Source organism: Nocardiopsis aegyptia (genome assembly GCF_013410755.1).
GTDB classification, from domain to species: Bacteria; Actinomycetota; Actinomycetes; order Streptosporangiales; family Streptosporangiaceae; genus Nocardiopsis; species Nocardiopsis aegyptia.
The window spans coordinates 6,432,230-6,456,854 of record NZ_JACCFS010000001.1; the positions used below are offsets into that span (position 1 = coordinate 6,432,230).

Sequence of the window (24,625 nt, forward strand, 5' to 3'; positions counted from 1 at the left end):
TCCTCCTTCGATCATGCCTGGTCACGACGAGCGGCGCCAGTAGGGGCGGCCGGAGCCCCCCGCACAGCGGGATCCGGGCCCCTCGCCCGGCGATAGGCTCGTGCGCCGTCAGCCCACCCCCGAACGGAGCCCCCTCACCCGTGACCGTGCGCGACCGGGTCCGGACCATCGTCGACGCCTCCTGGTTCCAGGCCCTCATCATCACCCTGATCCTCATCAACGCGCTCATCCTGGGCGTGGAGACCTCGCCCCGCGTGATGGCCGCCCACGGCGACCTGCTGCACCGCGTGGACGTGGCCATCCTGGGCGTGTTCGTCCTGGAACTCCTGCTCCGGCTGTTCGCCCACCGGCGCGGCTTCCTGAGCGACCCGTGGAGCTGGTTCGACATCGTCATCGTGGGCGTGGCCCTGCTCCCCACCTCCGGCCCGTTCGCCGTCCTGCGCGTGCTGAGGGTGCTACGGGTCCTGCGCCTGCTGTCGGTCATCCCGACCCTGCGCCACGTCGTCTCGGGCCTGTTCCGGGCCATGCCCGGCATGGTCTCCATCCTGTTCCTGGTGATGCTGCTGCTCTACGTGTCCGGGGTGATGGCCACCCAGCTCTTCCGCGACGTGTCCCCGGAGTACTTCGGCGACCTGCCCACGTCCCTGTTCTCCCTCTTCCAGGTCTCCACGGGCGACAGCTGGGCGTCCATCGCCCACACCGTCATGGAGCACAAGCCGCTGGCGTGGATCTTCTTCGTCCTGTTCATCCTGGTGTCGACCTTCGTGGCGCTCAACCTCTTCATCGCGGTCGCCGTGGAGGCGCTCGAACAGGACTCCGGCGGCCGCGGCGGCGAGGACGGAGGGGGCGCCCACGCCTCCGGCACCGACCCCGACGGCGGGCCCGCGCGGGGGCAGGAGCTCATCCTGGCCGAGCTGCGCGCCCTGCGCGCCGAGGTGGCGGACCTGCGCCGCGAACGGGAGCGGGACCAGGACCGGGCACGGGCACGGGCGTCTGTGGAAGGCTAGGACGCACAGCCGCACGGCGGGCGCGGCCCGCAAGGACGACGAGGAGCGACCGGATGTCTGGCAGTACCACCACCTCCCGCGCCGATGGCACCGCGGGACCCACCCCCCTGGACCAGCGGGGCGAGTGGACGGCGCTGGGCAAGCACCGCACCCAGCTGGGCTCCGCCCACCTGCGCGACCTGTTCGCCGACGACCCCGCTCGCGCGGACCGGTACACGGTCGAGGTCGGTGACCTGTACGCCGACTACTCCAAGAACCTGGTCACCGACGAGACCCTGCGCCTGCTCACCGAACTCGCCCGGGCCTGCGGCGTCGCCGAACTGCGCGACGCGATGCTGCGCGGCGACCACATCAACGTCACCGAGGACCGCGCCGTCCTGCACACCGCCCTGCGCGCGCCCCGCACGGCGGTCGTGGCCACCGACGGACACGACGTCGTCCCCGAGGTGCACGAGGTCCTGGACCGGATGAGCGCCTTCGCCGAGCGGGTGCGCTCGCGGTCCTGGCTCGGCCACACCGGCCGCCCGGTGCGGCGGATCGTCAACATCGGCATCGGCGGCTCCGACCTGGGCCCGGCCATGGCCTACGAGGCGCTGCGCCCCTACACCGACCGCGGCCTGGAGTTCCGGTTCGTCTCCAACGTCGACGGCGGCGACATGCACGAGGCCCTCGTGGACGCCGATCCCGAGACGACGCTGTTCATCGTCGCCTCCAAGACCTTCACCACGATCGAGACCATCACCAACGCCACGGTCGCCCGCTCCTGGCTGCTGGACCGGCTCGGCGGCGACGAGGCCGCGATCGCACGGCACTTCGTGGCGGTGTCCACCAACGCCGACGAGGTCGCCCGCTTCGGCATCGACACCGCGAACATGTTCGGTTTCTGGGACTGGGTGGGCGGCCGCTACTCCTACGACTCCGCCATCGGCCTGTCGCTGATGGTCGCCCTGGGCGCCGACCGCTTCCGCGAGATGCTCGCCGGCTTCCACCTGATGGACGAGCACTTCGCCACCGCGCCGCCCGAGCGCAACCTGCCCTTCCTGCTCGGCCTGCTCGGTGTGTGGTACGGCGGGTTCTTCGACGCCCAGAGCCACGCGGTGCTGCCCTACAGCCACCACATGTCGAAGTTCACCGCCTACCTCCAGCAACTCGACATGGAGTCCAACGGCAAGTCCACCCAGCGCGACGGACGCCCCGTCACCTGGCAGACCGGCCCCGTGGTGTGGGGCACGCCCGGCACCAACGGCCAGCACGCCTACTTCCAGCTGCTGCACCAGGGCACCCGGTTCGTCCCGGCCGACCTGATCGGGTTCGCCCGACCCGTCCCCGGCCTGCCCGACGCGCTCGTGCCCCAGCACGACCTGCTCATCGCCAACCTGTTCGCGCAGGGGCAGGCACTGGCCTTCGGCCGGACCGCCGAGGAGGTCGCCGCCGAGGGCGTGGCCGCCGACCTGGTGCCGCACCGCACCTTCGCGGGCAACCGCCCCACCACCACCGTCCTGGCCGACCGGCTCACCCCCTCCGTGCTCGGCCAGCTCGTGGCGCTGTACGAGCACAAGGTGTTCGTCCAGGGCGCGGTGTGGAACATCAACTCCTTCGACCAGTGGGGCGTGCAGCTGGGCAAGGTGCTGGCCAAGCGGGTCGAGCCGGCGCTGACCGAGGGCGCCGACGTGCCCGGCCTCGACCCCTCGACCTCGGCCCTGGTCCGGCGCTACCGCGCCCAGCGGGGGCGCTGAGGGGCGATTCCACGGGAAGGGGCCGGGGCGGCGGTCGGCCGCCGCCCCGGCCCACTCGCGGCACGCGGGAAAAGCCCTTGCGGACCCCGCCCGGGTCCGATTAACCTCATCGACAACATGCGTCACTGACATCGAGACCCACCGCCGAGCGCGCGGAGCTCGCCTTCCGACAGGCTCGAGCACACACCCCGCCCGGCGCTTCCACGTCCGAACACGTGGTGCGGTCTCGATGTCGGCGGCTCCCGTCGCCCTCCGGACCGCCGCCGCGTGCGTTCGGGCGCATCGAGGCCCACCCCAGACGAAGGGTGGTCCCCTCTCTTGAGTTTCCACACGCCCATGCCGACCACGGCCCACGGCTCCCCGCTGCTCAGCGCACGCGACCTGGCCAAGGCCTACGGCACCCGCGTGGTCCTGGACGGCGTCTCCCTGGACGCCGCGCCCGGTCAGCGGATCGGCCTCGTGGGGGAGAACGGCTCCGGAAAGTCGACGCTGCTGCGCCTGCTGGGCGGCCTCGAGGAACCCGACGCGGGGAGCGTCGTCCGGCCGACGGACACCGGCTTCCTGCGCCAGGAGCTGCCGCACGCCCCCGAGACCACACTGGGGGAGGTCCTGGACGAGGCGCTCGCGCCCAGCCGCGAGGTGGAGCGGCGTCTGACCGCGGCCGCCGCGGCCCTGGACACCTCGCCCGAGGATCCCGGCGCGCTCGCCGCCTACGGCGAGGTCCTCACCGAGGCCGAACGCCTCGACGTGTGGGACGCCGAACGTCGTGCCGAGCTGGTGGTGGCCGGGCTGGGCCTGGAACCGGTCGGCGCCGACCGCCCCGTGGGACGGATGTCCGGTGGACAGCGCGCCCGGCTGGCCCTGGCCGCGCTGCTCATCGGACGACCGCGCGCCCTGCTGCTGGACGAGCCCACCAACCACCTGGACGACCGCGCGCTGGAATTCCTGGAGGGATACCTGCGCGAGCTCCCCGGCCTGGTGGTGGTGGCCGGCCACGACCGCGTCTTCCTCGACGCGGTCTGCACCGGACTGGTCGACCTCGACCCGGCGGTGGACGGACCGGTCTCCTACGGCGGGGCCTACTCCTTCTACCTGCGCGAGAAGCGCCTGGAGCGCGAGCGCTGGGAGCAGCGCCACCACGAGGAACAGGACACCATCAAGGCGCTGCGCGAGGCCGTGCGCGGGACCGCCCGGCAGGTCGCGCACGGGCGGGCTCCCCGGGACAACGAGAAGATGGGCTACGACTACAAGGGGGGCCGCGTGGACAAGCAGGTCTCGCGCCGGGTGCGCAACGCCCGGGCGAGGCTGGAGGAGCTCGAACGCGACCAGGTGCGCAAGCCGCCGCGCCCTCTGTCCTTCTCCGCGCCGCTCACGGGCGACCGCGGCCAGGAGGGCGGGACGGCGATCTCGGTCCGCGACCTGGTCGTGCCGGGGCGGCTGAGGGTCGATCACCTGGACGTGCCGCACGACGGGCGGCTGCTGGTCACCGGGCCCAACGGCGCGGGCAAGTCCACACTCCTGTACGCGATGGGGCACCGGCTGCGCCCGGCGTCGGGCCAGGCGGCCTGGCGGCGCGGGGCGACGGTGGCGCTCCTGGAACAGGACGTGGTCTTCCCCGAGCCCGAGCGCACGCCGCGCGAGCTCTACGAGGGCCTGAACGGCACGGTGCCGGGGGCGCCGAAGCTGAACACGCTGGGCCTGGTCGCGCCGCGCGACCAGGACCGCCCGGTGGGCGTGCTCAGCGTGGGGCAGCGCCGGCGCCTGGCGCTGGCGATGCTCGTGGGCAGGGCCCCGGACGTGCTGCTGCTGGACGAGCCGACCAACCACCTCTCCCTGGCCCTGACCGAGGAGCTGGAGGAGGCGCTGGGCACCGCGCCCGGCGCGGTGGTGGTCGCCTCGCACGACCGGTGGCTGCGGCGCCGGTGGCCGTGGGCGGAGCTGCGCCTCGACGGGGGCCGCCCCGTCGCCCGAGTGGAATCTACGACGTAGAGGTACGCGTTCGATGAGTCCACACTGTCGGGGGCGACGCATCCTTCGCCCGTGCGAAGATTCCCTCCGTTTCCGGGTGAGCACGGAGAGTGTCAGGGAAGGTTCAGGCTCGGGTGCGGGCTCGGAGGTGCCGGGCCGCCCCACGAGGAGGACGATATGCACAGGGCGATACGGGCGGGCGCGGTCCTGGCGGCCGCCGTCCCCGCGCTCACCATGACCGCGGCGGTTCCGGCGCTCGCCGACGGCTACTGCCGGGCCGACCACGTCTGCATGTGGGAGGACGCGAACTACGAGGGCAGCCGGTACGTCGACGTCCGCGCGGGCGGCCCCCATGACATCCACTCATGGCACGGGGACAACGAGATCACCAGCATCGACAACGCCTCCGACCTGACCATCGTCATGTACGACAACGACAACCTCACGGGCTTCATCGGCTGTGTCAGCCCGCACCAGCGGATCCCGTCGCTGTGGCGCAACGACGAGATGGAGAGCTTCATCGCCCGGGACTTCTGCTGATCCACCGGCGGGCCGACCGGGGCCGGGCCGGGGGTGCTCGACCCGCCCTCGCCCGGGTGTGTCGGCCCTCCGGCGCGGGCGCTGGAAACACCCGTCCGCCTCATGTCATCTTTACGTAGTCGAAGACTCACACACGGCGACAATGGGGGTCCCTGGTTCATGACCGCGCCGATGGACGTGCCGGAGTCGTCCCAGCACGCCGAGCCGGAGGCGGTGGCCGCGGGGGCCGAGGGCGCCGCGAGCCGGTCCCTCCGCCAGATCGCCTGGCACCGCTTCCGCCGGGACCGGGCCGGCATGGCGGGCGGCATCGTCGTCCTCCTGCTCATCCTCATCGCGCTCCTGGCCCCCCTGCTCACCGCCTGGCTGGGGCAGCCGCCCAACCAGTTCAACCAGGACCTCGTGGACCCCCTCACCGGAGGCGTCTGGCGCGACCCCGACGATCCGGCCCAGGGACTCGACCCCTGGGGCGGCATGAGCGCCGAGCACCTCCTGGGCGTCGAACCCGTCAACGGCCGCGACCTGTTCAGCCGGATCGTCTACGGCGCCCGCACCTCACTGCTCGTGGCCACCGTCGCCACAGTCGTCTGCGTGGTCATCGGCACCGTCCTGGGCATCGTCGCCGGGTACTTCGGCGGTTGGATCGACACCGTGATCAGCCGGGCCATGGACATCTTCCTGGCCTTCCCCCTGCTGCTGTTCGCGATCGCGCTCGTGGGCGTCATCCCCGACGGCGCGTTCGGGCTCACCGGCAACGGGCTGCGCATCGCCGTCCTGGTGTTCATCATCGGGTTCTTCAACTGGCCCTACATCGGCCGCATCGTCCGCGGCCAGACCCTCACCCTCAAGGAGCGCGAGTTCGTCGAGGCCTCGCGCAGCCTGGGAGCGGGCAGCGCCCACATCGTCTTCCGCGAGATCCTGCCCAACCTCGTCACGCCGATCCTGGTCTACTCCACGCTGCTGATCCCCACGAACATCCTGTTCGAGGCGGCGCTGAGCTTCCTGGGGGTGGGCATCAACCCGCCCACAGCCACCTGGGGCGGCATGTTGGAGGGCGCCCTGCGCTTCTACACGACCTCGCCGCACTTCGTCATCGTGCCCGGCCTGGCCATCTTCGTCACGGTCCTGGCCTTCAACCTCTTCGGCGACGGACTGCGTGACGCGTTCGACCCCCGCTCCTCCGACTGACCCCGGCCCGCACGGCGGCGCGCGGGCCCGGAGGACCCTTTTCGGCCCCGGGGCGTGCGCCGCACGGCTCCGACACCGAACCCGACCAGGAGGCATGGTGAGCACACATCACTTCACACGCGCGGGGCGGCTCCCGCGTACACGCGCACGCGCGGTCGCGGCCACCGCGGCCGGAGCGGCGGTGGTCCTGCTGCTCGCCGGCTGCGGCGGGGACGGCGGAGGCGGGGGAGAGGCCACCGACGCCGAGTTCAACGACGGCGAGACCGGCATCGTCAACCCCTCGGACCAGACGGGCGGGACCCTGCGCTACGCCATCTCGGCGGACTTCGACTCACCCGACCCGGGCAACACCTACTACGCGTTCAGCTGGAACTTCTCCCGGTACTACGCCCGCACGCTGCTGACCTACGTCGAGGAGCCGGGCGAGGGCGGGACCGAGCTCCAGCCGGACCTGGCCGAGGAGATGCCCGAGCCCAACGAGGACGCCACCGAGTGGACGGTGCGCATCAAGCAGGGGCTCACCTACGAGGACGGGTCGCCGATCACCGCGCAGGACATCAAGTACGCGATCGCGCGCAGCAACTTCGGTGACCAGGCGCTGCCCAACGGGCCCAAGTACTTCCAGGACCTGCTGGCCGACAGCGAGGACTACGAGGGGCCCTACGCCGACGTCACGAACCCGCTGGAGGGCTTCGACGGGATCGAGACGCCCGACGACCACACGCTGGTCTTCCACCTGGACCAGAGCTTCGCGGAGTTCCCCTACGTGCTCATCCAGCCGCAGACGGCGCCGGTGCCCCCCGACGCGGACCGGGGCGAGCAGTACCAGAGCCAGGTGGTCTCCTCGGGGCCCTACAAGTTCGACGGCGAGTACCGTCCCGGGGTGTCGTTGAACCTGGTGCGCAACGAGGAGTGGGACCCGGAGACCGATCCGACCCGCCGGGCGCTGCCGGACCGCATCGAGGTGCAGATCGGGGTCGACCAGAACGAGATCGACCAGCGGCTGGTCAACGGCGACCTGGACGTGGACCTGGCCGGTTCGGGCGTGGGCCCGGCGATGAAGGGCACGCTGATCTCCGACGAGGAGAGCAAGCGCAACGTCGACAACCCGCAGACCAACACCCTGCGCTACGTCAACGTCAACACGGTCGTGGAGCCGCTCGACGACCTGGCGTGCCGTCAGGCGGTCATGTACGCGGCCAACCGCGACTCGCTGCAGCGTGCCTGGGGCGGGGACACCGGTGGTGACGTCGCCACGCAGATCATGCCGGCGGCCCTGCCCGGTGCGGATCCGGACATGAACCCGTACCCGTCGGAGAACGGTGAGGGCGACCTGGACATGGCCCGCCAGAAGCTGGAGGAGTGCGGGGAGCCGGACGGGTTCACCACGTCCATCGGTGCGCGCGCGGACCGGCCCTCGGACGTGAGCACGGCCGAGGCCCTGCAGGCGGCGCTGGCCCGGGTGGGCATCGACACGGAGATCAAGCAGTACCCGTCGGACACCTACACCAACACCCAGGCGGGGTCGCCGGACTTCGTGCACGAGAACGAGCTGGGCCTGACCGTGTACGGGTGGGCGCCGGACTGGGCCAGCGGGTACGGGTTCATGAGCAAGATCCTGGACGGCGACGCGATCCAGAGCGCGGGCAACGCCAACATCTCCGAACTCGACGACCCGCAGATCAACGAGTGGTTCGACGAGGTCGTCACGGTGGAGGACCAGGCCGAGCGCGCGGACATCTACCGGCAGATCGACGAGAGGGCGATGGAGCAGGCGGCGATCCTGCCGGCCGTGTTCGAGCGGACGGTGCTGTACCGGCCCTCGACGCTGACCAACGTGTACTACCACGCGGGTTACTCGATGTACGACTACATGTCGCTGGGAACGACCCGGGAGTAGGTCCGGCCGCGGACCGGGAGAGGGCGAGGGGCGGTGGCCGGCGGGAGCCGGTCGCCGCCCCTGCCTCGCGCGTCGCCGTTCGGAGGTTCCGGTCCGCGCACCGAGGGCGGACGCGCCCGGGGGCGGGTCAGGTGCCCAGGGCGCGGGCCAGCAGGGCGCGGCGGCTGTGCACGGCGGTCTTGGCGAACACCGACTTCAGGTGGTCCTGCACGGTGCACTCGGACAGGAACATCCGGCTCGCGACCTCCCTGGTGTCGGCTCCGGCCACCAGGCGGCCCAGCACCTCGGCCTCGCGGTCGCCGAGTCCGAAGGCCCTGGCGAACACCGCGACGCGCTCGCCGGGTGAGGCCTCCTCGATGGTGACCGCGATGTTCCGTTCGGAGGGTCGGGCACTGCCCATCCTGGCCGCGCGCAGGGTCAGCCAGAGCCCGTCGGAGAGGTGCACCCGTGCGTAGGGCGGGTGGGGGTCGACGCCGTCCTCGCGGGCCAGGAGTTGCACGGCCACGTTGTAGGCGCTCGCCTGGATCGGCGGGCGCCCCTGGCCCGGGGGGACGAGGACGCGCAGGTACTCGTGTGTCTCGGGCGTCTGTCCGAGCACGTGGAGGTCGTGCGAGAGCAGCAGCACCACGGGGCCCGGGCGCCGGGGGCGCGGACCACGGGCGACGAAGGTGTTCGCCTGGCTGCGGCGCAGCGCATCGGTGACGGTGTCGGCGATACGCGCCAGGTAGCGGGCTTCGGCCGGAGTGAACCGGGGCGCGTCGTCCGAGCGTCACAGGTCCAGGAAGCCCCAGCAGCCGAACCGGTCGCGGTACACGGACGAGGCCACGTCGCCGATCCGGTACTCCCGGAGGATCTCTCGCCACTGGAGGCTGCGTGTGGGGTCGTGTCCGGTGGCCTCCTGGAGCAGGGCGACGGGTGTCGACGTGTCGAGGGCCGTCCACCGGTCGAGGGGGTGAGGTACTTCAGGCGGATCAGGCGGGGCAGTTCACGCACGCAGGGCACGTCGGCGATCGGGAGGGAGCCGACCGACGTCTCCGGGTCGGTCAGCAGGAAGGCGTGGGCGTCGAAGCCCACCACGCGGCGGATCTCCTCCAGGAGGCGCAGCCGCAGGTCGCGCGCGTCGTCCGCGGACGCGCAGATGGCACGGATCCGGTCCCGCGACCGGTCCCATGCCGCTGTTCCGGTCATGGTCCGGGGCTACTCCGCGGGACCCCAGACTCCTGGGATGGGAAACCGCCTCCGGGGGCGCCAGGATCGAGGTGACACACATTTCCGACGGGGAGCGGTCATGCCGACCCTGCACATCGAACACACCATCACCGACTTCCCGCTGTGGAAGGCGGCCTTCGACCGCTTCGCCGAGTTCCGTCGGCGGTCGGGGGTGCTCCGCCACAGGATCCGTCGACCGGTCGACGACCCGGGGTACTTCGTGATCGACCTGGAGTGCGCCACGACCGCCGAGGCGGAGGCGTTCCTCGGATTCCTGCGGACCAGGGTCTGGCCGTCGACCGAGAACGCCCCGGCCCTGGTCGGGACGCCGCGGACCAGGATCCTCGCGTCAGTGGAGGACCAGGAGACGAGTGGGGCGGTCTGACGGGCCGCCTCGGCCGGTGCGCGGTATCAGTCGAGGCTCCACAGCTGGACGGTGCCGTCGTCGGCGGCGGTGGCGACGGAGGTGCCGTTCTGGTCGGAGTGCACCGCGACCACGTAGTCCTCCATGTCGACCGTGGAGATCTCCTGGCCGGTGGTGGCGTCCCACACGCGGGCGGTGCCGTCGGCGCTGCCGGTGAACAGGGTCGCGCCGTCGGCACCGAAGGCGACGGCCTCGATCCGGTCGGAGTGGCCGGAGAGGGAGGCGATCTCGCCGCCGTCGCCGGTCTCCCAGACGTGGGCGGGCGGGCTCGTGCCTCCGGCGGCCAGGGCGGTGCCGTCCGGGCTGAAGGCGAGGTCCAGGAGGAAGCCCTCGGGGCCCTCCAGGGTGTCCGTGGAGGTGCCGTCGTCGGGGTTCCACAGCCGTACTGTGCCGTCGTCGCTGCCGGAGGCGAGCACGGTGCCGTCGGCGTTGAAGGCCACGGTCCGGATCCAGTCGGTGTGGCCTTCCATGGAGGCGGTCTCGTCGCCGCTCGCGATGTCCCACAGGCGGGCGGTGCGGTCGTCGCCGCCGGTGGCCAGGGTGGTGCCGTCCGGGTGGAAGTCCACGGAGCGCACCCAGTCGGTGTGGCCTTCCAGGGTGGCGGTCGACTCGCCGGCCTCGATGTCCCACACGCGGGCGGTGCGGTCGTCGCTGCCGGTGGCGAGCAGGGTGCCGTCGGCGTTGAAGTCGACCGAGCGGATCCAGTCGGTGTGGCCCTCCAGCGCCGCGAGTTCGTCGCCGGTCGCGACGTCCCACACCCGGGCCGTGCCGTCGGTTCCGCCGGTGGCCAGGCGGGTGCCGTCCGGGCTGATGGCCACGGACTCGACCGAGGAGCCGTGGGCGAAGGTGCCCAGTGACGAGGAGGTGTCCACGTCGGAGGACACGACCGGGTCCGAGTCGGTGTCGGGGGTGTCGTCGGGGGAGGACAGCCACACGAAGCCCGCGACGATGAGGATGCCGACGGTGGCCACGGCGACGAAGCCCACGATCGCCTGGCCGACGGCGCGGCCGGTCGTGGCCGGTTGAGGGGCCTGGACCGGGGCGGGGGAGGGCGCCATGGGGCGGGGCGGCGGCTGTGCCCGGAATCCGGCGGCCCGGGGCGGTGGGCCCTGTGCTGGGCGCCACTGGGCGGGCGGGTCCGAGGGCGGGGGGTTGGAGTTGGGTGGGCGGTAGGCCGGTGGCCGGGGTGCCGGAGGGTGGGAGTTCGGCGGGTGGGAGCCCTGGGCGTGGGCGGCCGGCGGGTCGGAGAACGGTGGCTGCGACGAGGGCCCGGTCGAGGGGCCCGGCGGGTCGGCGGCGGCGAGGTGGGGCGGCGGCCAGGCGTCCTGGAGGTCGAGGGCCTCGAACCGGTCGAGGATCTGCTCGGGGGTGGGGCGCAGGGCGGGGTCGTGCTGCCAGCAGTCGGCGATGAGCGCGCGCATGTCCTCGGCCATGTCCCCGGGGTCCGGTGCGGGGCTGATGATGCGGAGCAGGGTCTCGGCCATGGTGCCCCGGGAGAAGGGGTTCGTGCCGGTGGCCGCGTAGGCGAGCACGGTCCCCAGGGAGAACACGTCCGAGGGCGGGTCCACGTGGGAGCCGTCGGTCTGCTCCGGTGACATGTAGGGCAGCGTGCCGAAGACCGCGCCCTGGGCGGTCACGCTGCTGGCGTCCAGGGGGCGGGCGATGCCGAAGTCGATGATGCGGGGACCGTCGTGGGTCAGGATGATGTTGCCCGGTTTGAGGTCGCGGTGGACGAGTCCGCACGCGTGGACGGCCTTGAGTCCTTCGGCGAGGCCGGCGGCCAGGACGTGCAGTGCCGGAGGGGCGATCGGCCCGTGGGCGCGTACGGCCTCGTCGAGCGTGGGGCCGGGGATGTGCGCGGTGGCGATCCATGGCGGATCAGCGTCGGGGTCGGCGTCCACCACCTGGGCGGTGTGGAAGCCGCCGACGCGGCGGGCGATCTCCGCCTCGCGCGCGAACCGGGTGCGGAACTCCAGGTTCTCGGCGTGCTCGGAGCGGATGACCTTGATGACGACCTGGCGGCCGGAGGGTGTGCGGGCGAGGTAGACCTTGCCCATGCCTCCCGAGCCGAGGCGCGCGGTCAGCCGGTAGCTGCCGACCCGTGACGGGTCGGAGGGGTGCAGGGATTCCACATCGTCCCTTCTACCCGGGGGCGTGGGGTGCGGGTCGTTGGTCTCGACTGACCGAATTATGCCAGGTGGATCCGACGACGCGGACTCCGGAGCCCGTACCCGCGAGTACACGCCGGGGGCGATGAGCGTGATCGATTGGTCGCTCTGGGTTACCGTGTGCTCTCGGGCGGGCACGGTCCGCCGTTCGGCCCCCGACACCCGGGTTCCCCCGTCGACAGGAAGACGCGTCTTGCTGACCTACATCCTGCGCCGGCTCGGCGCCGGCCTGCTGCTCCTGGCCGTGGTCACGATGGTCACCTTCGCCATCTTCTACGTGGTGCCGCGGTGGGCGGGGCGGACGACCGAGCAGTTGGCGACGATGTACGTGGGCCGCGCCCCCACGCCGGAGGCGATCCAGGCCACGATCGACCGGCTGGGGCTCGACAAGCCCATCGTCGTGCAGTTCGGGGAGTTCGTCCGCGGCATCTTCTTCGGCGCCGAGTACCGTTTCGGCGGGCGGATGGTCGAGTGCGCGGCGCCGTGCTTCGGGTACTCGTTCCAGACCTACCAGGAGGTCTTCCCCGAGATCGTGGCGCGGCTGCCGGTGACGGTGTCGCTGGCGATCGGTGCCGGGATCATCTGGCTGATCGGCGGGATCGCGGTGGGCGTGGTCTCGGCGGTGTGGAAGGGCAGCCTGTTCGACCGTCTGGCGATGGGCGTCGCGCTGGCCGGTGTGTCGCTGCCGATCTTCTTCACCGGGCTGCTGTGCCTGGCCTTCCTCGTGCACTCCTGGGGCCTGTTCTCGACTCCGGTGTACGTGCCCTTCACCGAGGATCCGGCGGGGTGGGCGGAGGGCCTCATTCTGCCGTGGTTGACGCTGGCGTTCCTGCACGCGGCGATGTACGCGCGGCAGACGCGCGCGGGGATGCTGGAGACGCTGGGCGAGGACTACATCCGTACGGCACGGGCCAAGGGCCTGAGCGAGACCAAGGTGGTGCTCAAGCACGCGCTGCGCCCGACGCTGACGCCCATCGTGACGATCTTCGGTCTGGACCTGGGGCTGGTCCTGGGCGGCGCGGTGCTGACGGAGCAGGTCTTCTCGCTGAACGGGATCGGCCGCTACGCCGTGCAGGCCATCACCCAGAGCGACCTGCCGGTGATCCTGGGGGTGACGCTCTTCGGAGCGTTCTTCATCGTCATCAGCAACCTGGTCGTCGACCTGGTGTATCCGCTGATCGACCCCCGCGTCCGCATCCACGGCTGACCGGCCGCACGGCAAGAGAGCAGAGGCGTCCCCTATGAGCGAGTCAGCGGCCGGCACCGACACCGTCGTCCGGGTGGACGACCTGCGGGTGGCGTTCCCGGTCCTGGAGGGTGAGATCCAGGCGGTGGACGGGTTGTCCTTCGAGGTGCCCGCGGGCGGCGCCCTGGGGATCGTGGGCGAGTCGGGCTCGGGCAAGAGCGTGACGTCGCTGGCGCTGATGGGCCTGCACCGCGGCAGCCGGGCCAGGATCACCGGCGCGATCGAGGTCGTGGGCAAGAACGTGGTCACGGCTTCGGACAAGGAGCTGCGCCGGATGCGCGGCAACGACATCGCGATGGTCTTCCAGGACCCGATGCAGTCGCTGCACCCGCAGTACACGATCGGCAACCAGCTGGTGGAGGCCTACCGCATCCACCATCCCAGGGCCACCAAGGCGCAGGCGCGCGCCAGGGCGGTGGAGTCGCTGGAGCGGGTCGGGATCCCCGAGCCGGCCAAGCGGATCAACTCCTACCCGCACGAGTTCTCCGGCGGTATGCGCCAGCGGGTGGTGATCGCGATGGGCCTGATGTGCGATCCCAAGGTGCTGCTGGCCGATGAGCCGACCACGGCGCTGGACGTGACGGTGCAGGCGCAGGTGCTGGACCTGTTGGACGAGCTGCGCCGCGATCTGGGGATGGGTTTGATCCTGGTCTCGCACGACCTGGCGGTGGTGGCGGGGTCGGTGGACGAGGTCGTGGTGATGCGCAAGGGCGTGGCGGTGGAGCGCGGCGACGTGCGCACGGTGCTGTCCGCACCGGAGCACCCCTACACGCAGGCTTTGTTGGACGCGGTACCCCGCGTGGAGGTCTCCCGCGCGCAACGGCGGGCACGGGACCGGGCGGACCGGGCGCGGGAGCAGCGCCGCCGGGAGCGGCGGGCGGGTGCGCGCACGGCCGAGGAGGGGCCGGAGGAGGAGGCCGGGAAGCGGTCCCGGCCGGACTTCGACGCGTTCGCCACCGTGCCGGAGCCGGAGGGGACCCTGTTGCGGGTGGAGGATGTGGGGCAGCGGTTCAAGGTGCGCGGCGGGCTGTGGGGTCGTTCGACGGACTTCTGGGCGGTCAAGGGTGTCTCGTTCGAGCTGCGCCAGGGCGAGACGCTGGGCGTGGTGGGCGAGTCGGGGTCGGGCAAGTCGACGCTGTCGCGGATGATCATGCGGTTGCTGGAGCCCACCCGGGGCCGGGTGGAGTTCGAGGGCCGTGACATCACGCACCTGTCCGACCGTGAGCTGCGCCCGCTGCGCCGGGACGTGCAGATGGTGTTCCAGAACCCGTACTCGTCGTTGAACCCGCGGGTGACGGTGGGGGATGCGATCGGGACCGCGTTGAAGGTGCAGGGCGAGCGCGACGGCAAGAAGGTGCGTGCGCGGGTGCAGGAGCTGCTGGAGCGGGTGGGGTTGGAGCCGGGTCACTACAACCGGTTCCCGCACGCGTTCTCCGGTGGTCAGCGCCAGCGGATCGCGATCGCGCGGGCGCTGATCCTGAAGCCGAAGCTGATCATCTGTGACGAGCCGGTCTCGGCGTTGGACGTGTCGACGCAGGACCAGGTGTTGCGGTTGCTCTCGGAGTTGCAGGACGACTTCGGGTTGACCTACATCTTCGTGGCCCATGATCTGGCGGTGGTGCGCCAGGTCTCGGACCGGGTCGCGGTGATGAGGAAGGGCGAGATCGTGGAGATGGGTGACAGCGACAGTGTGTACACCTCGCCGAGCAGTGAGTACACGCGTCAGCTGTTGACGGCGGCGCCGTTGCTGGATCCGGACGAGGCCCGCCGCCACCGCGCCGAACGGGCCCGGGAACGCAACGGGACCTGATCCGGTGGGGCCGGAACGCGCCGCCGCGCGCCCCGGCCCCGGAAGGGCGTCAGAGCCAGCCGCGCCGGCCCGCGATCGCGTCGATCCACTGGTGCAGGTAGGCCGCCCAGTCCCGGTCGGCCTCGGCGCCGTGCGTGATGCTGAACCGGTGGAAGGTGTCGCTGCCCTCGGTGAAGAGCAGGCCCGGCTTCTTGTCCAGTTCCAGGATGACGTCGGTGCCCTGCCGGTCGGAGACGAAGGACAGCTCCAGGTTGTTCAGGCCCTGGTAGCGGCTCGGGGCCCGGTACTCGATCTCCTGGTAGAAGGGGAGCTGCTGGCGGGTGCCGCGCAGGTGCCCCTTCTCCATGTCGGCCTGCTGGAAGCGGAAGCCCAGCGTGTCCAGGGCGTCCAGGACCACCAGGTGGGCCGGGAGCGGGTCCACGCGCACGGGGTCCAGGTCGCCGGGGTCGATGGCGCTCGCCACATGGAGGCGGGTGTTGACCCCCAGCGTCATCTTGTGCAGGTGCCTGCCGCGGTAGGCGGTGATGGGGGTCTCCCACGGGGTGGGGAGCTCGAAGGGCACCTCGATGCGCCGGCCCGGCTGCAGGTCCAGTTCGCCACCGAGCTGGACCCGGTGGAAGTCGATGTTCTGGTGCCCTTCGCTGTCGTTGAACTCGACCTCGACCCGGGCCTGGTAGCCGATGCTGAGCTGTTCGACCCGCTGGTCGACCTCGCCGCCCTGGATGTGGACGGTGCCGCGGACCGCGCCTCCCGGCTGGGTGGGGGCGCCGTCCAGGAGTGTTTCGACAGAGGCTCCACCGAATCCGACGCCGGCGAGCAGACGCTTGAGAACCATACTTCGCTTCCTAGCCCTCCGGCCGTGGGGGGCGCCTCGGCCGGCGGATGTGAGATGTGGGTGATCGGGACTCCTGAGGTCGGACGCATCCCGCGGGTGTTCGGTTGCACCCGGATCCGGTCGGTTTCGGGGCCGGTCCGCCTCACACCAGGCCGGCGAGCAGGGCGCGCAGCCCGAAGCGGAAGCGCGCGTCGGCCTCGGCCGCGTCGGGTGCGTCCTCCTCCTGCTGGTGGCGGACCTGGTGCACCACCGCTCCCAGGCAGTAGGAGTACAGGGCGTCGGCCGCGCGTTCGACGTCGGGGCCGGTCAGTCCCGCCTCGCCCAGGGCGCCCTGGACGAGCGCCCGGGTGGCGAGGCTGTTGGGCGTTCGCGGCGCGCGGTGCGCCAGGAGCGACAGGGCACCCGAGTACTCCAGCAGGCGGGCGCGGTAGGCCTCCGCCCAGGCGGTGATGCGCGCGTCCCACGGGCCGGGCTCGGCGGCCCCGGCTGGTTCCGCGTCCTCCGCGGCCGGTTCGGCCTCCTCGGGCCCGTCCAGGGACGTGGTCGCCGGACCCGGGGAAGTGACGTAGGCGGCGATGGCGTTGAACAGCTGTTCCTTGCCCAGGGGGAAGTGGTGGTAGATCGCCATGGCCTCCACCTCCAGGGCGTCGCCCAACCGGCGCATGGACAGCCCGCCCAGGCCGCGGCCCGCGATGATGTGCAACGCCTCGATGATGATGCGTTCGCGGCTCAGGCCCGCGTAGTTCCTGCTCACGCTCGTCCCTTCGGATCTGGGCGCCGGTCGGTACGGCACCTCGCACACGGGGCGGCCGGGGCCGCGGGGCGGCCAGGGTCGCCAGATGATCTTGCTCACCTTTAGAGTGGCCTCGACCGACGGTACGCGGGTATGGAGCGCACACATGGGACTTGCCAAGCAGAGCATCACACAGGCGCGCGAGAGCCTGGAACAGGACCGGGAGCTGGCCGAGCGCCTGCCCGAGCTGCTGCGGTCGGTGGCCGACGCGGAGGACGCCCTGCACACGGCCCAGGAGGACGACGCCTCCGACGAACAGCTGCGGAACCTGGGGCTCGTACTGGACACCGCCCTGACCGAGGCCATGCGCGCCGCCTACGCCAAGGAGCGGGTGCTGGTGGGGCTCAAGGGCTACACCGACCGGATCTACCGGCGCAAGGTCTCGGCCCGGCCGAAGGTGCGCGCGGCGACGCTGGACGCCGAGCAGCTGCTCACCGCCCGTGAGGCCCACCGCCTGCACGGGATCAAGCGGACGCCGCAGCGGATGGTCTGAGGCCGGTCCGGGTCCGTCGCGCCCGCCTTCCGCGGCTCGGCGGGCCCTGTCGTCGCCCCCGTACCGACACGGTTCGGGACACCGCGACCCCTGCCGGGCCCCGTGAGGGGGGTAGGTTGGTGTCCATCCGGTCGAAGATCGTGCCCGCGACCGCGGGGGCGGACCACTTGGTGGGGAGCGCAGTAGGAGATGGCGGATTTCATCCGCGTGGATCCGACGTCGAAGGTACCGCCCTACGAGCAGATCAGGACGCTCGTGGCGATCGCGGCGGCCAACGGCGACCTGCCGGTCGGCTACCGGTTGCCGACGGTCCGGGCGCTGGCGAGCGAGCTGTCGGTCGCGGTGAACACCGTGGCCCGGGCCTACCGCGAACTGGAGCAGGCCGGGGTCGTGGAGACCCGTGGCCGTTCGGGCACGTTCGTGGCCGCCACCGGTGACGACCAGCGGGCCGAGGCGCTGGAGGCCGCCCGCGCCTACGCCGAGGTGATCTCCCGCGTGGGGCTCGACCATGACGAGGCCGTCGAGATCCTGCGGGCCGCGCTGCGGAGCTGAACCGGCCGCGGACCGGCGCCCGGCGCCCGGGGTGTGCAGCCGTGTGCGGTCCTAGGACCGGCCCTCGAACACCCGCGCCGGCGGTGCCAGCAGCGGTACCGGCGGTAGCGGCGCCTGTTCCGCGGAGGCGCTGAACGCCTGGACGACGAACGCGGCGAAGCGCCGTGCGGCGGCGACGCGGGCGGCCGTCGAGGGCGCGTGGATCCCCCTGTGGGCCATGAGCATGAGGATCAGGTCGTCGAGGACGAAGTCGCGGCGCAGCCGCCCGGCGTCCTTGGCGCGGCGGGCGAGTTCGGCGATGGCCCGCACGGCGCCGGCGCGGTCGGCGGCGAAGTCCATCGCGTCGGGGAAGGCCGACATGAAGGCTTCGGTGAAGCCGCGGTCGCGGGCGTGCAGTTCGCAGACCTCCTCGATGACGAAGCAGAAGCCGAGCCACGGATCCGGGTGCGCCAGTCCCTCGTCGGCGACGGAGCGGCAGGTGCGCATCTGCTCCGCGAAGGCCTCGGTGACCAGTGCCTGCTTGGTCGGGAAGCGTCGGTAGAGGGTGGCGGGGCCGACTCCGGCCCGCCGGGCGACCTCCCGCATGGGCACGTCCAGGCCTTCGGTGGCGAACAGCGCGCGGGCGGCGTGGAGGATGCGCTCGCGGTTGTCGCGGGCGTCGGATCGCAGTGTGTGAGGCAAACGGTCGGTCACCTCTCTCACTTTAGCGATGTGGACGGGGGCGTCCGTTAGCGTCCGTGCGAGACGGACCCGATCTCGCAGGGAGATGACCATGAAGGCAGTCACGATCCGAGACTTCGGCGGCCCCGAGGGGCTGGCCGTGGTCGATGTCCCCGTTCCGGTTCCGGCCGCCGGGCAGGTGCTCGTCGCCGTCGATGCGGTCGGCGTCGGCGGCGTCGACGCGGTGGTCCTCAGCGGCGCGCTCACCGGTTACGGCGTCGAGGAGGGCCATGTCCTGGGCAGCGAGGTGGCGGGCGCGGTCACCGCGGTCGGCGAGGGGGTGGACGCCTCGTGGGTCGGGCGGCGCGTGTGGGCGTTCACCGGCCGCGCCGGGGGCTATGCCGAATACGCCGTCGCGTCGGTGGGGGAGGTCGTCGCGCTCCCGGAGGAGCTGACCGGTGCCGACGCGGTGACGCTCGGGGGCTCGGGGACGGTGGCCCACTTCGCCCTCTCCCACGCCCGGTTCGCGGCCGGGGAGTCGGTGCTGGTGCGCGGGGCGGCGGGCGGTATCGGTGTCGCGGCCGTCCAGCTCGCGGCTCGCGGCGGCGCGGGCGCGGTGGCGGTCACGGCGTCCTCGTCCGAGCGCGGCGACCGGCTGCGCGGGCTCGGTGCGACGCACGTGCTGGACCGGGCGGGGAAGGGAGGCGAGGACGCTCCCGAGGACTTCGACGTCATCATCGACATCGTCGCCGGCCCGGACATGCCGGCCTTCCTCGCCCGGCTCGCCCCGAACGGCCGCATGGTGACCGTCGGCGTCGTGGGCGGGTTCCCGCCGCCGGACTTCGGGATGGGGATGTTCGCGGCGTTCCAGAAGTCGCTGACCTTCGCCTGCTTCAGCGCCGACAGTGTGCCCGGGGCCGACCAGGGCGCCGTGCGGGCCGAGCAGTTCGCCGCCGCGGTCCGGGGCGAGCTGCGCGGTGTGGTCCACGAGGTGCTGCCTCTGGACCGGGCGGTCCTGGCGCATCGGAGGATGGCCGCCGGTGAGGTGTTCGGCAGGATCGTCCTGCTGCCGTAGCCGGGGTGGGCGGGGGGTCCGCGTCGGGGTCCGGATCGTTAGTGTCGTAGGGCGCCGTCCCCCTGGCGGCGCCCTACGGTCGAAGGAGGCGTTCCATGGGCAAGGGAACCGGTGCGGGGCGGTCGGCGGGTGGTGGCGGGTCCAAGGGCAGGCCTGACAGGTCCAAGGGGACCGGTGGTGCCAAGGGGAACGGCGGTGCCAAGGGGCGGCCCGGCGGCGGGTCCAAGGGCGGGGCCGGGGGAGCCTCGGGCGGGCCGGGGCCCGCGCGGGACCGGCAGCAGGCGCGGGAGCGCTGGGCCAGGGCCCACCACCGCCACTACCACAACGAGTTGAGGTACCACGGCGACGGGGAGTTCCGGCCGCGGCGCAGCAACACCCAGACGGTCGTCGTCCTCGCCGTGTTCGGGCTCATCCTGCTCGGCCTGCTGTGGCTGCTGGTGGTCGTGTTCTTCTAGAGCGCTTCCCGCCTACCGGCGCAGCCCCACCACGGAGATGACGTAGAAGAGGACGAGTCCGACCCACACGACCGGCACCGCGCCGCCGCCGACCAGGGAGGCGGTGATCGCCGTGAGTGGGATGCTGACCCCCAGGCACACCAGCGACAGCACGAACCGCACGGTGTTGGAGGGCATCCCCGCCTTGGCGGGCGAGGCCTGCGCGGTGGCGTGGGCGATGTGGTGCCGGACGCGCTCCTCGATGGTGTCGTCGATGCGTTCGACGAGCGAGGCCGCCACGGCGTCGTCGTACTCCGGGCCGAGTTCGCGGCCGGCTCGCAGAGCCGCTGCGACCTCGTCCGTGCGGCGGGATGAGGGCGTTGGGGTCATGGCGCCATGATGGCACCGCCCCGGGCGGGCGGGGAGGGTCCCGTACCGGATACCAGGGAGAACTCCGGGTTTTCCCTGACACGTGCGGGTCCCTGCCGGCTCGGCGCACGAGGGCGGGGCCGCCCCCCATCCTTGGGTTCTAGGGGTGGTTGCAACACCCCAGCCCAAGGGGTGCGATGGACTTCGAGATCCGCAAGAACCGAACACCGCAGGGACGTAAGAAGCTCTCCGCTGAACGAGTGGCATACTTGCAGCTCATGAAGCAGGGCTACAGCAACACCGAAGCCTGCAGGACCGTGGGCGTGGACCCCCGTACCGGCAGGAAGTGGCGCAACGGGCGCAGCGCCGAGCAAGTGCGCGATGCCCTGGCCGCGACGGTCCAGACCCTGCCCCGGCATCTGGTGCGCTCGGTGACCTGGGACCAGGGCTCGGAGATGGCAGCCCACCACGAGTTCACGGCCGCCACCGACATCCCGGTCTACTTCTGTGATCCGGCCAGCCCTTGGCAGCGGGGCTCGAACGAGAACACCAACGGGCTGCTGCGCCAGTACTTTCCCAAGGGCACCGACCTGTCGGTGCACTCGGCCGGGCATCTGGAGGCGGTGGCGGTCCAGCTCAACGGGCGCCCACGCAAAACGCTCGGCTGGGATACCCCAGCCGAGCGCCTCGCTAAGCTCCTCCCAACGAGCAGCTAATCATCGGTGTTGCAACAACCCTTAGAATTCGCCGCTCCAGGGGGCGGCCCCGTACCGTCTCGGCCGCGTCTAGCTCGCGAAGTCCAGCAGCTGCTGTGCGCGGCTGGGGTGGCGCAGCTTGGACAGCGACTGCTTCTCCAGCTGGCGGATGCGCTCCCGGGTCAGGCCCAGGTGCTTGCCGATCTCGTCGAGGGTGCGCGGACGGCCGTCCATCAGGCCGAAGCGCAGGGACATGATGGTCGCCTCGCGCGGCTCCAGGTCGGAGAGCGCGTTGCGCAGCTGGTCGGCCATGAGCTGGCGGTCGACCACCTCGGAGGCCTCCGAGGCGTCCACGTCCTCGATGAGGTCGCCGATCCGGGTCTCGCCGTCCTCACCGATGGTGGAGTCCAGGCTGATCGGCTGCCGGGTGACGCGCAGCAGCTCCTCGATCTGGGCCGGCGTCTTGTCCAGCTCCAGGCCCAGCTCCTCGGGGGTGGGCTCGCGGCCCAGCGCCTGGTGCATGTCGCGCTCCAGACGGCTCACCTTGCTGAGCAGCTCCAGCACGTGCACCGGAAGGCGGATGGTGCGCGCGGAGTCGGCGAACCCGCGCTGGATGGCCTGGCGGATCCACCACATGGCGTAGGTCGAGAACTTGAAGCCCTTGGAGTAGTCGAACTTCTCCACCGCGCGGATCAGGCCGAGGTTGCCCTCCTGGACCACGTCCAGCAGGGACATGCCGCGGTCGCTGTACTTCTTGGCGACCGACACCACCAGGCGCAGGTTGGCCTCGAGCATGTGGGACTTGGCCAGGCGGCCGTCCTCGGCCACCCACTCCAGTTCCTCGACCTCGGCCTCGGCCATCTCGAAGGAGTCGTCGACGGCGCCGTGCAGGCCCAGGCGGTACTCCGCGTAGAGTCCGGCCTCGACGCGCTTGGCGAGGTCGACCTCCTGCTCGGCCGTGAGCAGCTGCCGCCGCCCGATGGCCTTGAGGTAGGTGTGGACCGAGTCGCCCATGGCGGGGGACTGGTCGTCCAGGTCGACTTCACCGGTCTCCGGGTCGGTGCCGGTCTGGGTGGTGGTCTCGGTCTTCTTGGTGCGCCGCGTGGTGCGGGTCTTCCTCCGGGAGGCGGAGGGGCCCTTGCGGGCCGCGACCTTGCCGGTCGCGGTCTTGGGTGCCTCGTCGGTCTCGGGCACCGTCGCGATGAGAGTGTTTTCCAGCACGTCGTCCTCGGCGTCAGGATCGGCCACCAGCACGGAGTCCTCGCCCCCGTTGGCGAGTCGGACCCCGTTCTCGGTGAGTTCACGCAGGATGGAGCGGCCGTCAGCAGAGGTGACTCCGGCCGCGGAGAAAGCGGTACGTAGTTCGGAGAGTGACAGGTGTCCCTGGGAGCGCCCGCGTTCGAGCAGGTCGGACAGAGCGCCGTCCGCGGTGCCCTCCGGGTGCGGAGCGGTCCCTGTGGATTCGGGTACCGAAGCGGCCAGGGCAGTGCTCGTCATCGGGGCACCTCCCTCCCTTCCAAGACGTGTGGCACGTGGCGGAGGGTTCCCGCCGACTGGACGCGCCAATATGTCCAACGTGTCGCCAGGTCAAATGTTCCCTGTCTCGATTGGATATCGGAGAGAGTGGCGTACATCACGGTGTGGGAAGTGGCCGGACACCGAGTCGAGCGGGTAAAGGGCTCCCTCCTCGGCCGTGTGCGCGGCGCGTCCTGGGAACCGGGCACAGCGGAGGGCGCAGGGCCTGGTGCGAGTGGACCGATGGCTGTCGCCAACTGCGGACCTCCTTGGTGAAGAGGGGCCGAAGGACCGGATACACGAATAGACGTCGGGGACCTTCCGGAAGTTCCCCGCCTATCGGACACGGCTCGGGGCGGCCGTGTCCGGACATCGCCGCCGGGGGCGGCATGCCCCCAGCTCACACGGGATTCCGGCCGTACCGGCGGACGTGACCGCGACGCCTGTAGTCGACAGGGTCCCACGGGAACGGAGTGCACCGGTAAACGCCGATTCGCGTGCTGCCCGCCCCCGCGTCCGGGATCGCGGCGCGTCGGCCCGCCGGTTCCGTCCACGGGCGCGCCCCGCCGGTTTCTTCCAGGGGCGTGCCCCGTGGGTTCAGTCCACGGGCGTGCGCAGCGCCACCAGGTCCGGCTTGCCCGAGGCCAGCAGCGGCAGGTGCGCGCGCAGCTCCAGCTCACGCGGGGCGGCGTAGGCGGGCAGCCGCTCGCGCACCCACGCGCGCAGCTCCTCCAGCGACGGCGGCCGCGACGGGTCGGCCGGCACGACCACGGCGCTGACCCGCTCGCCCCACTCCGGGTCCGCGCGGCCCACCACCACCGACTCGGCGACCGCCGGGTGTTGCGCGAGGAGCGCGTTGACCTGGCCCGGGACCACCTTGTGTCCGCCGGAGTTGACCACGTCGTCCATCCGGCCCAGGACCGACAGGCGCCCGTCGGCCTCCCACGCCCCGAGGTCGTTGGTGCGCAGCCAGGCGACGCCGTCGCCGTCGCGCTCCACCGCGCCGGGGTCGTCGACGCCCGGCGGCATCCGGTAGCCGCTCAGCAGGACAGGGCCCGCCACCAGGATCCGGCCCGGCTGCCCGGGCGAGTCCGACTCCAGCCGTACCCGCACCCCGTCCAGAGGGAGGCCGTCGTAGACGCAGCCCCCGCACGTCTCGCTCATGCCGTACGTGGTCACCACCCGTGCCCCGGCCCGGCGGGCCCGTGCCAGCAGGTCGGGTTCGGCGGCGGCTCCGCCGAGCAGGACCGTGCCCAGCTCGGAGAGGTCGGCGCCGACGGCCAGCAGCCGCCGCAGCTGGGTGGGGACCAGGGACACGTGCGGACGCAGTTCGCGTGCCAGTTCGGCCACGCCCCGCGCGTCGAAGTCGGCGTGCACCGCCTCGGTCCCGGTGACCAGCGCCCGGATGATCACCTGCAGGCCGGAGACGTGCCCGGCGGGCAGCACGCACAGCCACGGCTCGCCCGGCCCGGCGCCCACGCGTTTCACCGAGGCCAGCGCAGAGGCGCGCAGGGCGGCCGCGGACAGCTCCACGCCCTTGGGCAGGCCGGTGGAACCGGAGGTGGTGATGACCAGGGCGGTGTCGGCGCGCGCGGGCACGCCGCCCGGCAGGGCCGTCACGCCCTCGGGTGTGCGCACCGAGTCCGGGCGCATCGCGGCGAGCAGGCCTCGCACGCGGGCCTCGGGGGTGCCGCCGGGGACGGGGAGCAGCGCGGGCCCCTCGCCGTCCAGGGCGCGCGCCACGTGGCGGCCGATCTCGTCGGGTGCCAGCCCCACGAGCGCCTGGAGGGGGCGGCCCGGGCCGGAACCGGGTGCCTGTTCTGGGGACCGCGCCGTGTCTGCTGCCATCACTCGTGCCACGGGCAACAGGGTACGCCCGCCCGGTCGTGCGGGCGCTCGGCCGCCGTGGCCGGGGGTATGCCGTGCGCGGCCACCCCGCCTGGCAGAATGCGTAGGGTTGACGCTCGGACGCGACCCGCGGGCCGGGTCCGAGCCGTCCCCAAGTGTCTTC

At 72.0% G+C, this 24,625-nt stretch carries 21 protein-coding genes and 1 pseudogene; 14 read left to right on the forward strand and 8 right to left on the reverse strand.

Features of this window, described 5'->3' with window-relative positions; translation table 11 throughout:
- The first annotated feature begins 140 nt into the window (after positions 1-140).
- From HNR10_RS28580 to HNR10_RS28605, 6 genes are all read left to right on the forward strand, one after another.
- Positions 141-1,007: an ion transporter gene (locus HNR10_RS28580; RefSeq protein WP_179828906.1), complete on the forward strand. Its 867-nt coding sequence runs from the start codon at positions 141-143 to the stop codon at positions 1,005-1,007.
- Positions 1,008-1,060: 53 nt separating this feature from the next.
- Positions 1,061-2,743 carry a glucose-6-phosphate isomerase gene (gene pgi / locus HNR10_RS28585; protein ID WP_179828908.1) on the forward strand — a complete coding sequence of 561 codons (1,683 nt, stop codon included), beginning with the start codon at positions 1,061-1,063 and terminating at the stop codon, positions 2,741-2,743.
- A 336-nt stretch (positions 2,744-3,079) separates the two neighbouring features.
- On the forward strand, positions 3,080-4,732 hold the full coding sequence (locus tag HNR10_RS28590) for an ABC-F family ATP-binding cassette domain-containing protein (protein ID WP_179830018.1): 1,653 nt from the start codon (positions 3,080-3,082) through the stop codon (positions 4,730-4,732).
- A gap of 156 nt (positions 4,733-4,888) precedes the next feature.
- Positions 4,889-5,251 carry a peptidase inhibitor family I36 protein gene (locus HNR10_RS28595; RefSeq protein ID WP_179828910.1) on the forward strand — a complete coding sequence of 121 codons (363 nt, stop codon included), beginning with the start codon at positions 4,889-4,891 and terminating at the stop codon, positions 5,249-5,251.
- Positions 5,252-5,410: 159 nt separating this feature from the next.
- Positions 5,411-6,436 carry an ABC transporter permease gene (locus HNR10_RS28600; protein WP_179828912.1) on the forward strand — a complete coding sequence of 342 codons (1,026 nt, stop codon included), beginning with the start codon at positions 5,411-5,413 and terminating at the stop codon, positions 6,434-6,436.
- 97 nt (positions 6,437-6,533) lie between these two features.
- Positions 6,534-8,336, forward strand: coding sequence for an ABC transporter substrate-binding protein (locus HNR10_RS28605; protein ID WP_376769781.1), 1,803 nt, complete (start codon positions 6,534-6,536; stop codon positions 8,334-8,336).
- Between the two features lie 127 nt (positions 8,337-8,463).
- Here HNR10_RS28605 and HNR10_RS31505 read toward each other — a convergent pair whose 3' ends face one another.
- The gene (locus HNR10_RS31505; protein ID WP_312889447.1) at positions 8,464-8,964 is read right to left on the reverse strand and encodes a helix-turn-helix transcriptional regulator; all 501 of its coding nucleotides are present in this window, start codon (positions 8,962-8,964) and stop codon (positions 8,464-8,466) included.
- 660 nt (positions 8,965-9,624) lie between these two features.
- Here HNR10_RS31505 and HNR10_RS28615 point away from each other — a divergent pair.
- Positions 9,625-9,930 (forward strand): hypothetical protein, encoded by a 306-nt coding sequence (locus HNR10_RS28615; RefSeq protein ID WP_179828916.1) that lies wholly within the window; start codon positions 9,625-9,627, stop codon positions 9,928-9,930.
- A gap of 26 nt (positions 9,931-9,956) precedes the next feature.
- On the opposite strand, the gene HNR10_RS28620 is transcribed toward HNR10_RS28615, so the two are convergent.
- Positions 9,957-12,101: a WD40 repeat domain-containing serine/threonine protein kinase gene (locus HNR10_RS28620; RefSeq protein ID WP_179828918.1), complete on the reverse strand. Its 2,145-nt coding sequence runs from the start codon at positions 12,099-12,101 to the stop codon at positions 9,957-9,959.
- A 229-nt stretch (positions 12,102-12,330) separates the two neighbouring features.
- On the opposite strand from HNR10_RS28620, the gene HNR10_RS28625 reads away from it, so the two are divergent.
- Together HNR10_RS28625 and HNR10_RS28630 are read left to right on the forward strand one after the other, a co-directional pair.
- The gene (locus HNR10_RS28625) at positions 12,331-13,344 is read left to right on the forward strand and encodes an ABC transporter permease (RefSeq protein ID WP_179828921.1); all 1,014 of its coding nucleotides are present in this window, start codon (positions 12,331-12,333) and stop codon (positions 13,342-13,344) included.
- Positions 13,345-13,378: 34 nt separating this feature from the next.
- Positions 13,379-15,193: an ABC transporter ATP-binding protein gene (locus HNR10_RS28630; protein WP_179828923.1), complete on the forward strand. Its 1,815-nt coding sequence runs from the start codon at positions 13,379-13,381 to the stop codon at positions 15,191-15,193.
- Between the two features lie 49 nt (positions 15,194-15,242).
- Here HNR10_RS28630 and HNR10_RS28635 read toward each other — a convergent pair whose 3' ends face one another.
- Both HNR10_RS28635 and HNR10_RS28640 read right to left on the reverse strand, forming a co-directional pair.
- Entirely contained in the window at positions 15,243-16,028 is a 786-nt protein-coding gene (locus HNR10_RS28635; RefSeq protein ID WP_179828925.1) for a sporulation protein, read from the reverse strand.
- A 142-nt stretch (positions 16,029-16,170) separates the two neighbouring features.
- Complete coding sequence (locus HNR10_RS28640) at positions 16,171-16,782, reverse strand: TetR/AcrR family transcriptional regulator (protein WP_179828926.1); 612 nt, start codon at positions 16,780-16,782, stop codon at positions 16,171-16,173.
- 145 nt (positions 16,783-16,927) lie between these two features.
- On the opposite strand from HNR10_RS28640, the gene HNR10_RS28645 reads away from it, so the two are divergent.
- Positions 16,928-17,314, forward strand: coding sequence for a hypothetical protein (locus HNR10_RS28645; RefSeq protein WP_179828928.1), 387 nt, complete (start codon positions 16,928-16,930; stop codon positions 17,312-17,314).
- Between the two features lie 189 nt (positions 17,315-17,503).
- Positions 17,504-17,866: a GntR family transcriptional regulator gene (locus HNR10_RS28650; RefSeq protein WP_179828930.1), complete on the forward strand. Its 363-nt coding sequence runs from the start codon at positions 17,504-17,506 to the stop codon at positions 17,864-17,866.
- Between the two features lie 51 nt (positions 17,867-17,917).
- Here HNR10_RS28650 and HNR10_RS28655 read toward each other — a convergent pair whose 3' ends face one another.
- Positions 17,918-18,547: a TetR/AcrR family transcriptional regulator gene (locus tag HNR10_RS28655; RefSeq protein ID WP_218898118.1), complete on the reverse strand. Its 630-nt coding sequence runs from the start codon at positions 18,545-18,547 to the stop codon at positions 17,918-17,920.
- Positions 18,548-18,638: 91 nt separating this feature from the next.
- Between HNR10_RS28655 and HNR10_RS28660 the strand changes: the two genes are divergently transcribed.
- Both HNR10_RS28660 and HNR10_RS28665 read left to right on the forward strand, forming a co-directional pair.
- Positions 18,639-19,601 (forward strand): zinc-binding dehydrogenase, encoded by a 963-nt coding sequence (locus HNR10_RS28660; RefSeq protein WP_179828932.1) that lies wholly within the window; start codon positions 18,639-18,641, stop codon positions 19,599-19,601.
- Positions 19,602-19,696: 95 nt separating this feature from the next.
- Positions 19,697-20,056, forward strand: a complete 360-nt coding sequence (locus HNR10_RS28665) for a hypothetical protein (protein ID WP_179828934.1) — start codon at positions 19,697-19,699, stop codon at positions 20,054-20,056.
- Positions 20,057-20,068: 12 nt separating this feature from the next.
- Here the strand turns inward: HNR10_RS28665 and HNR10_RS28670 are convergent, their stop codons facing one another.
- Entirely contained in the window at positions 20,069-20,425 is a 357-nt protein-coding gene (locus HNR10_RS28670; protein ID WP_179828936.1) for a hypothetical protein, read from the reverse strand.
- A 338-nt stretch (positions 20,426-20,763) separates the two neighbouring features.
- Here HNR10_RS28670 and HNR10_RS28675 point away from each other — a divergent pair.
- Positions 20,764-21,120: pseudogene (locus tag HNR10_RS28675) on the forward strand (IS30 family transposase); the annotation flags it as partial.
- Positions 21,121-21,189: 69 nt separating this feature from the next.
- Here HNR10_RS28675 and HNR10_RS28680 read toward each other — a convergent pair.
- Both HNR10_RS28680 and HNR10_RS28685 read right to left on the reverse strand, forming a co-directional pair.
- Positions 21,190-22,596, reverse strand: a complete 1,407-nt coding sequence (locus HNR10_RS28680; protein WP_179828941.1) for a sigma-70 family RNA polymerase sigma factor — start codon at positions 22,594-22,596, stop codon at positions 21,190-21,192.
- A 615-nt stretch (positions 22,597-23,211) separates the two neighbouring features.
- A complete protein-coding gene (locus tag HNR10_RS28685; RefSeq protein ID WP_179830020.1) occupies positions 23,212-24,462 on the reverse strand; it encodes an AMP-binding protein in 1,251 nt (416 codons plus the stop codon).
- Between the last annotated feature and the right edge of the window lie 163 nt (positions 24,463-24,625).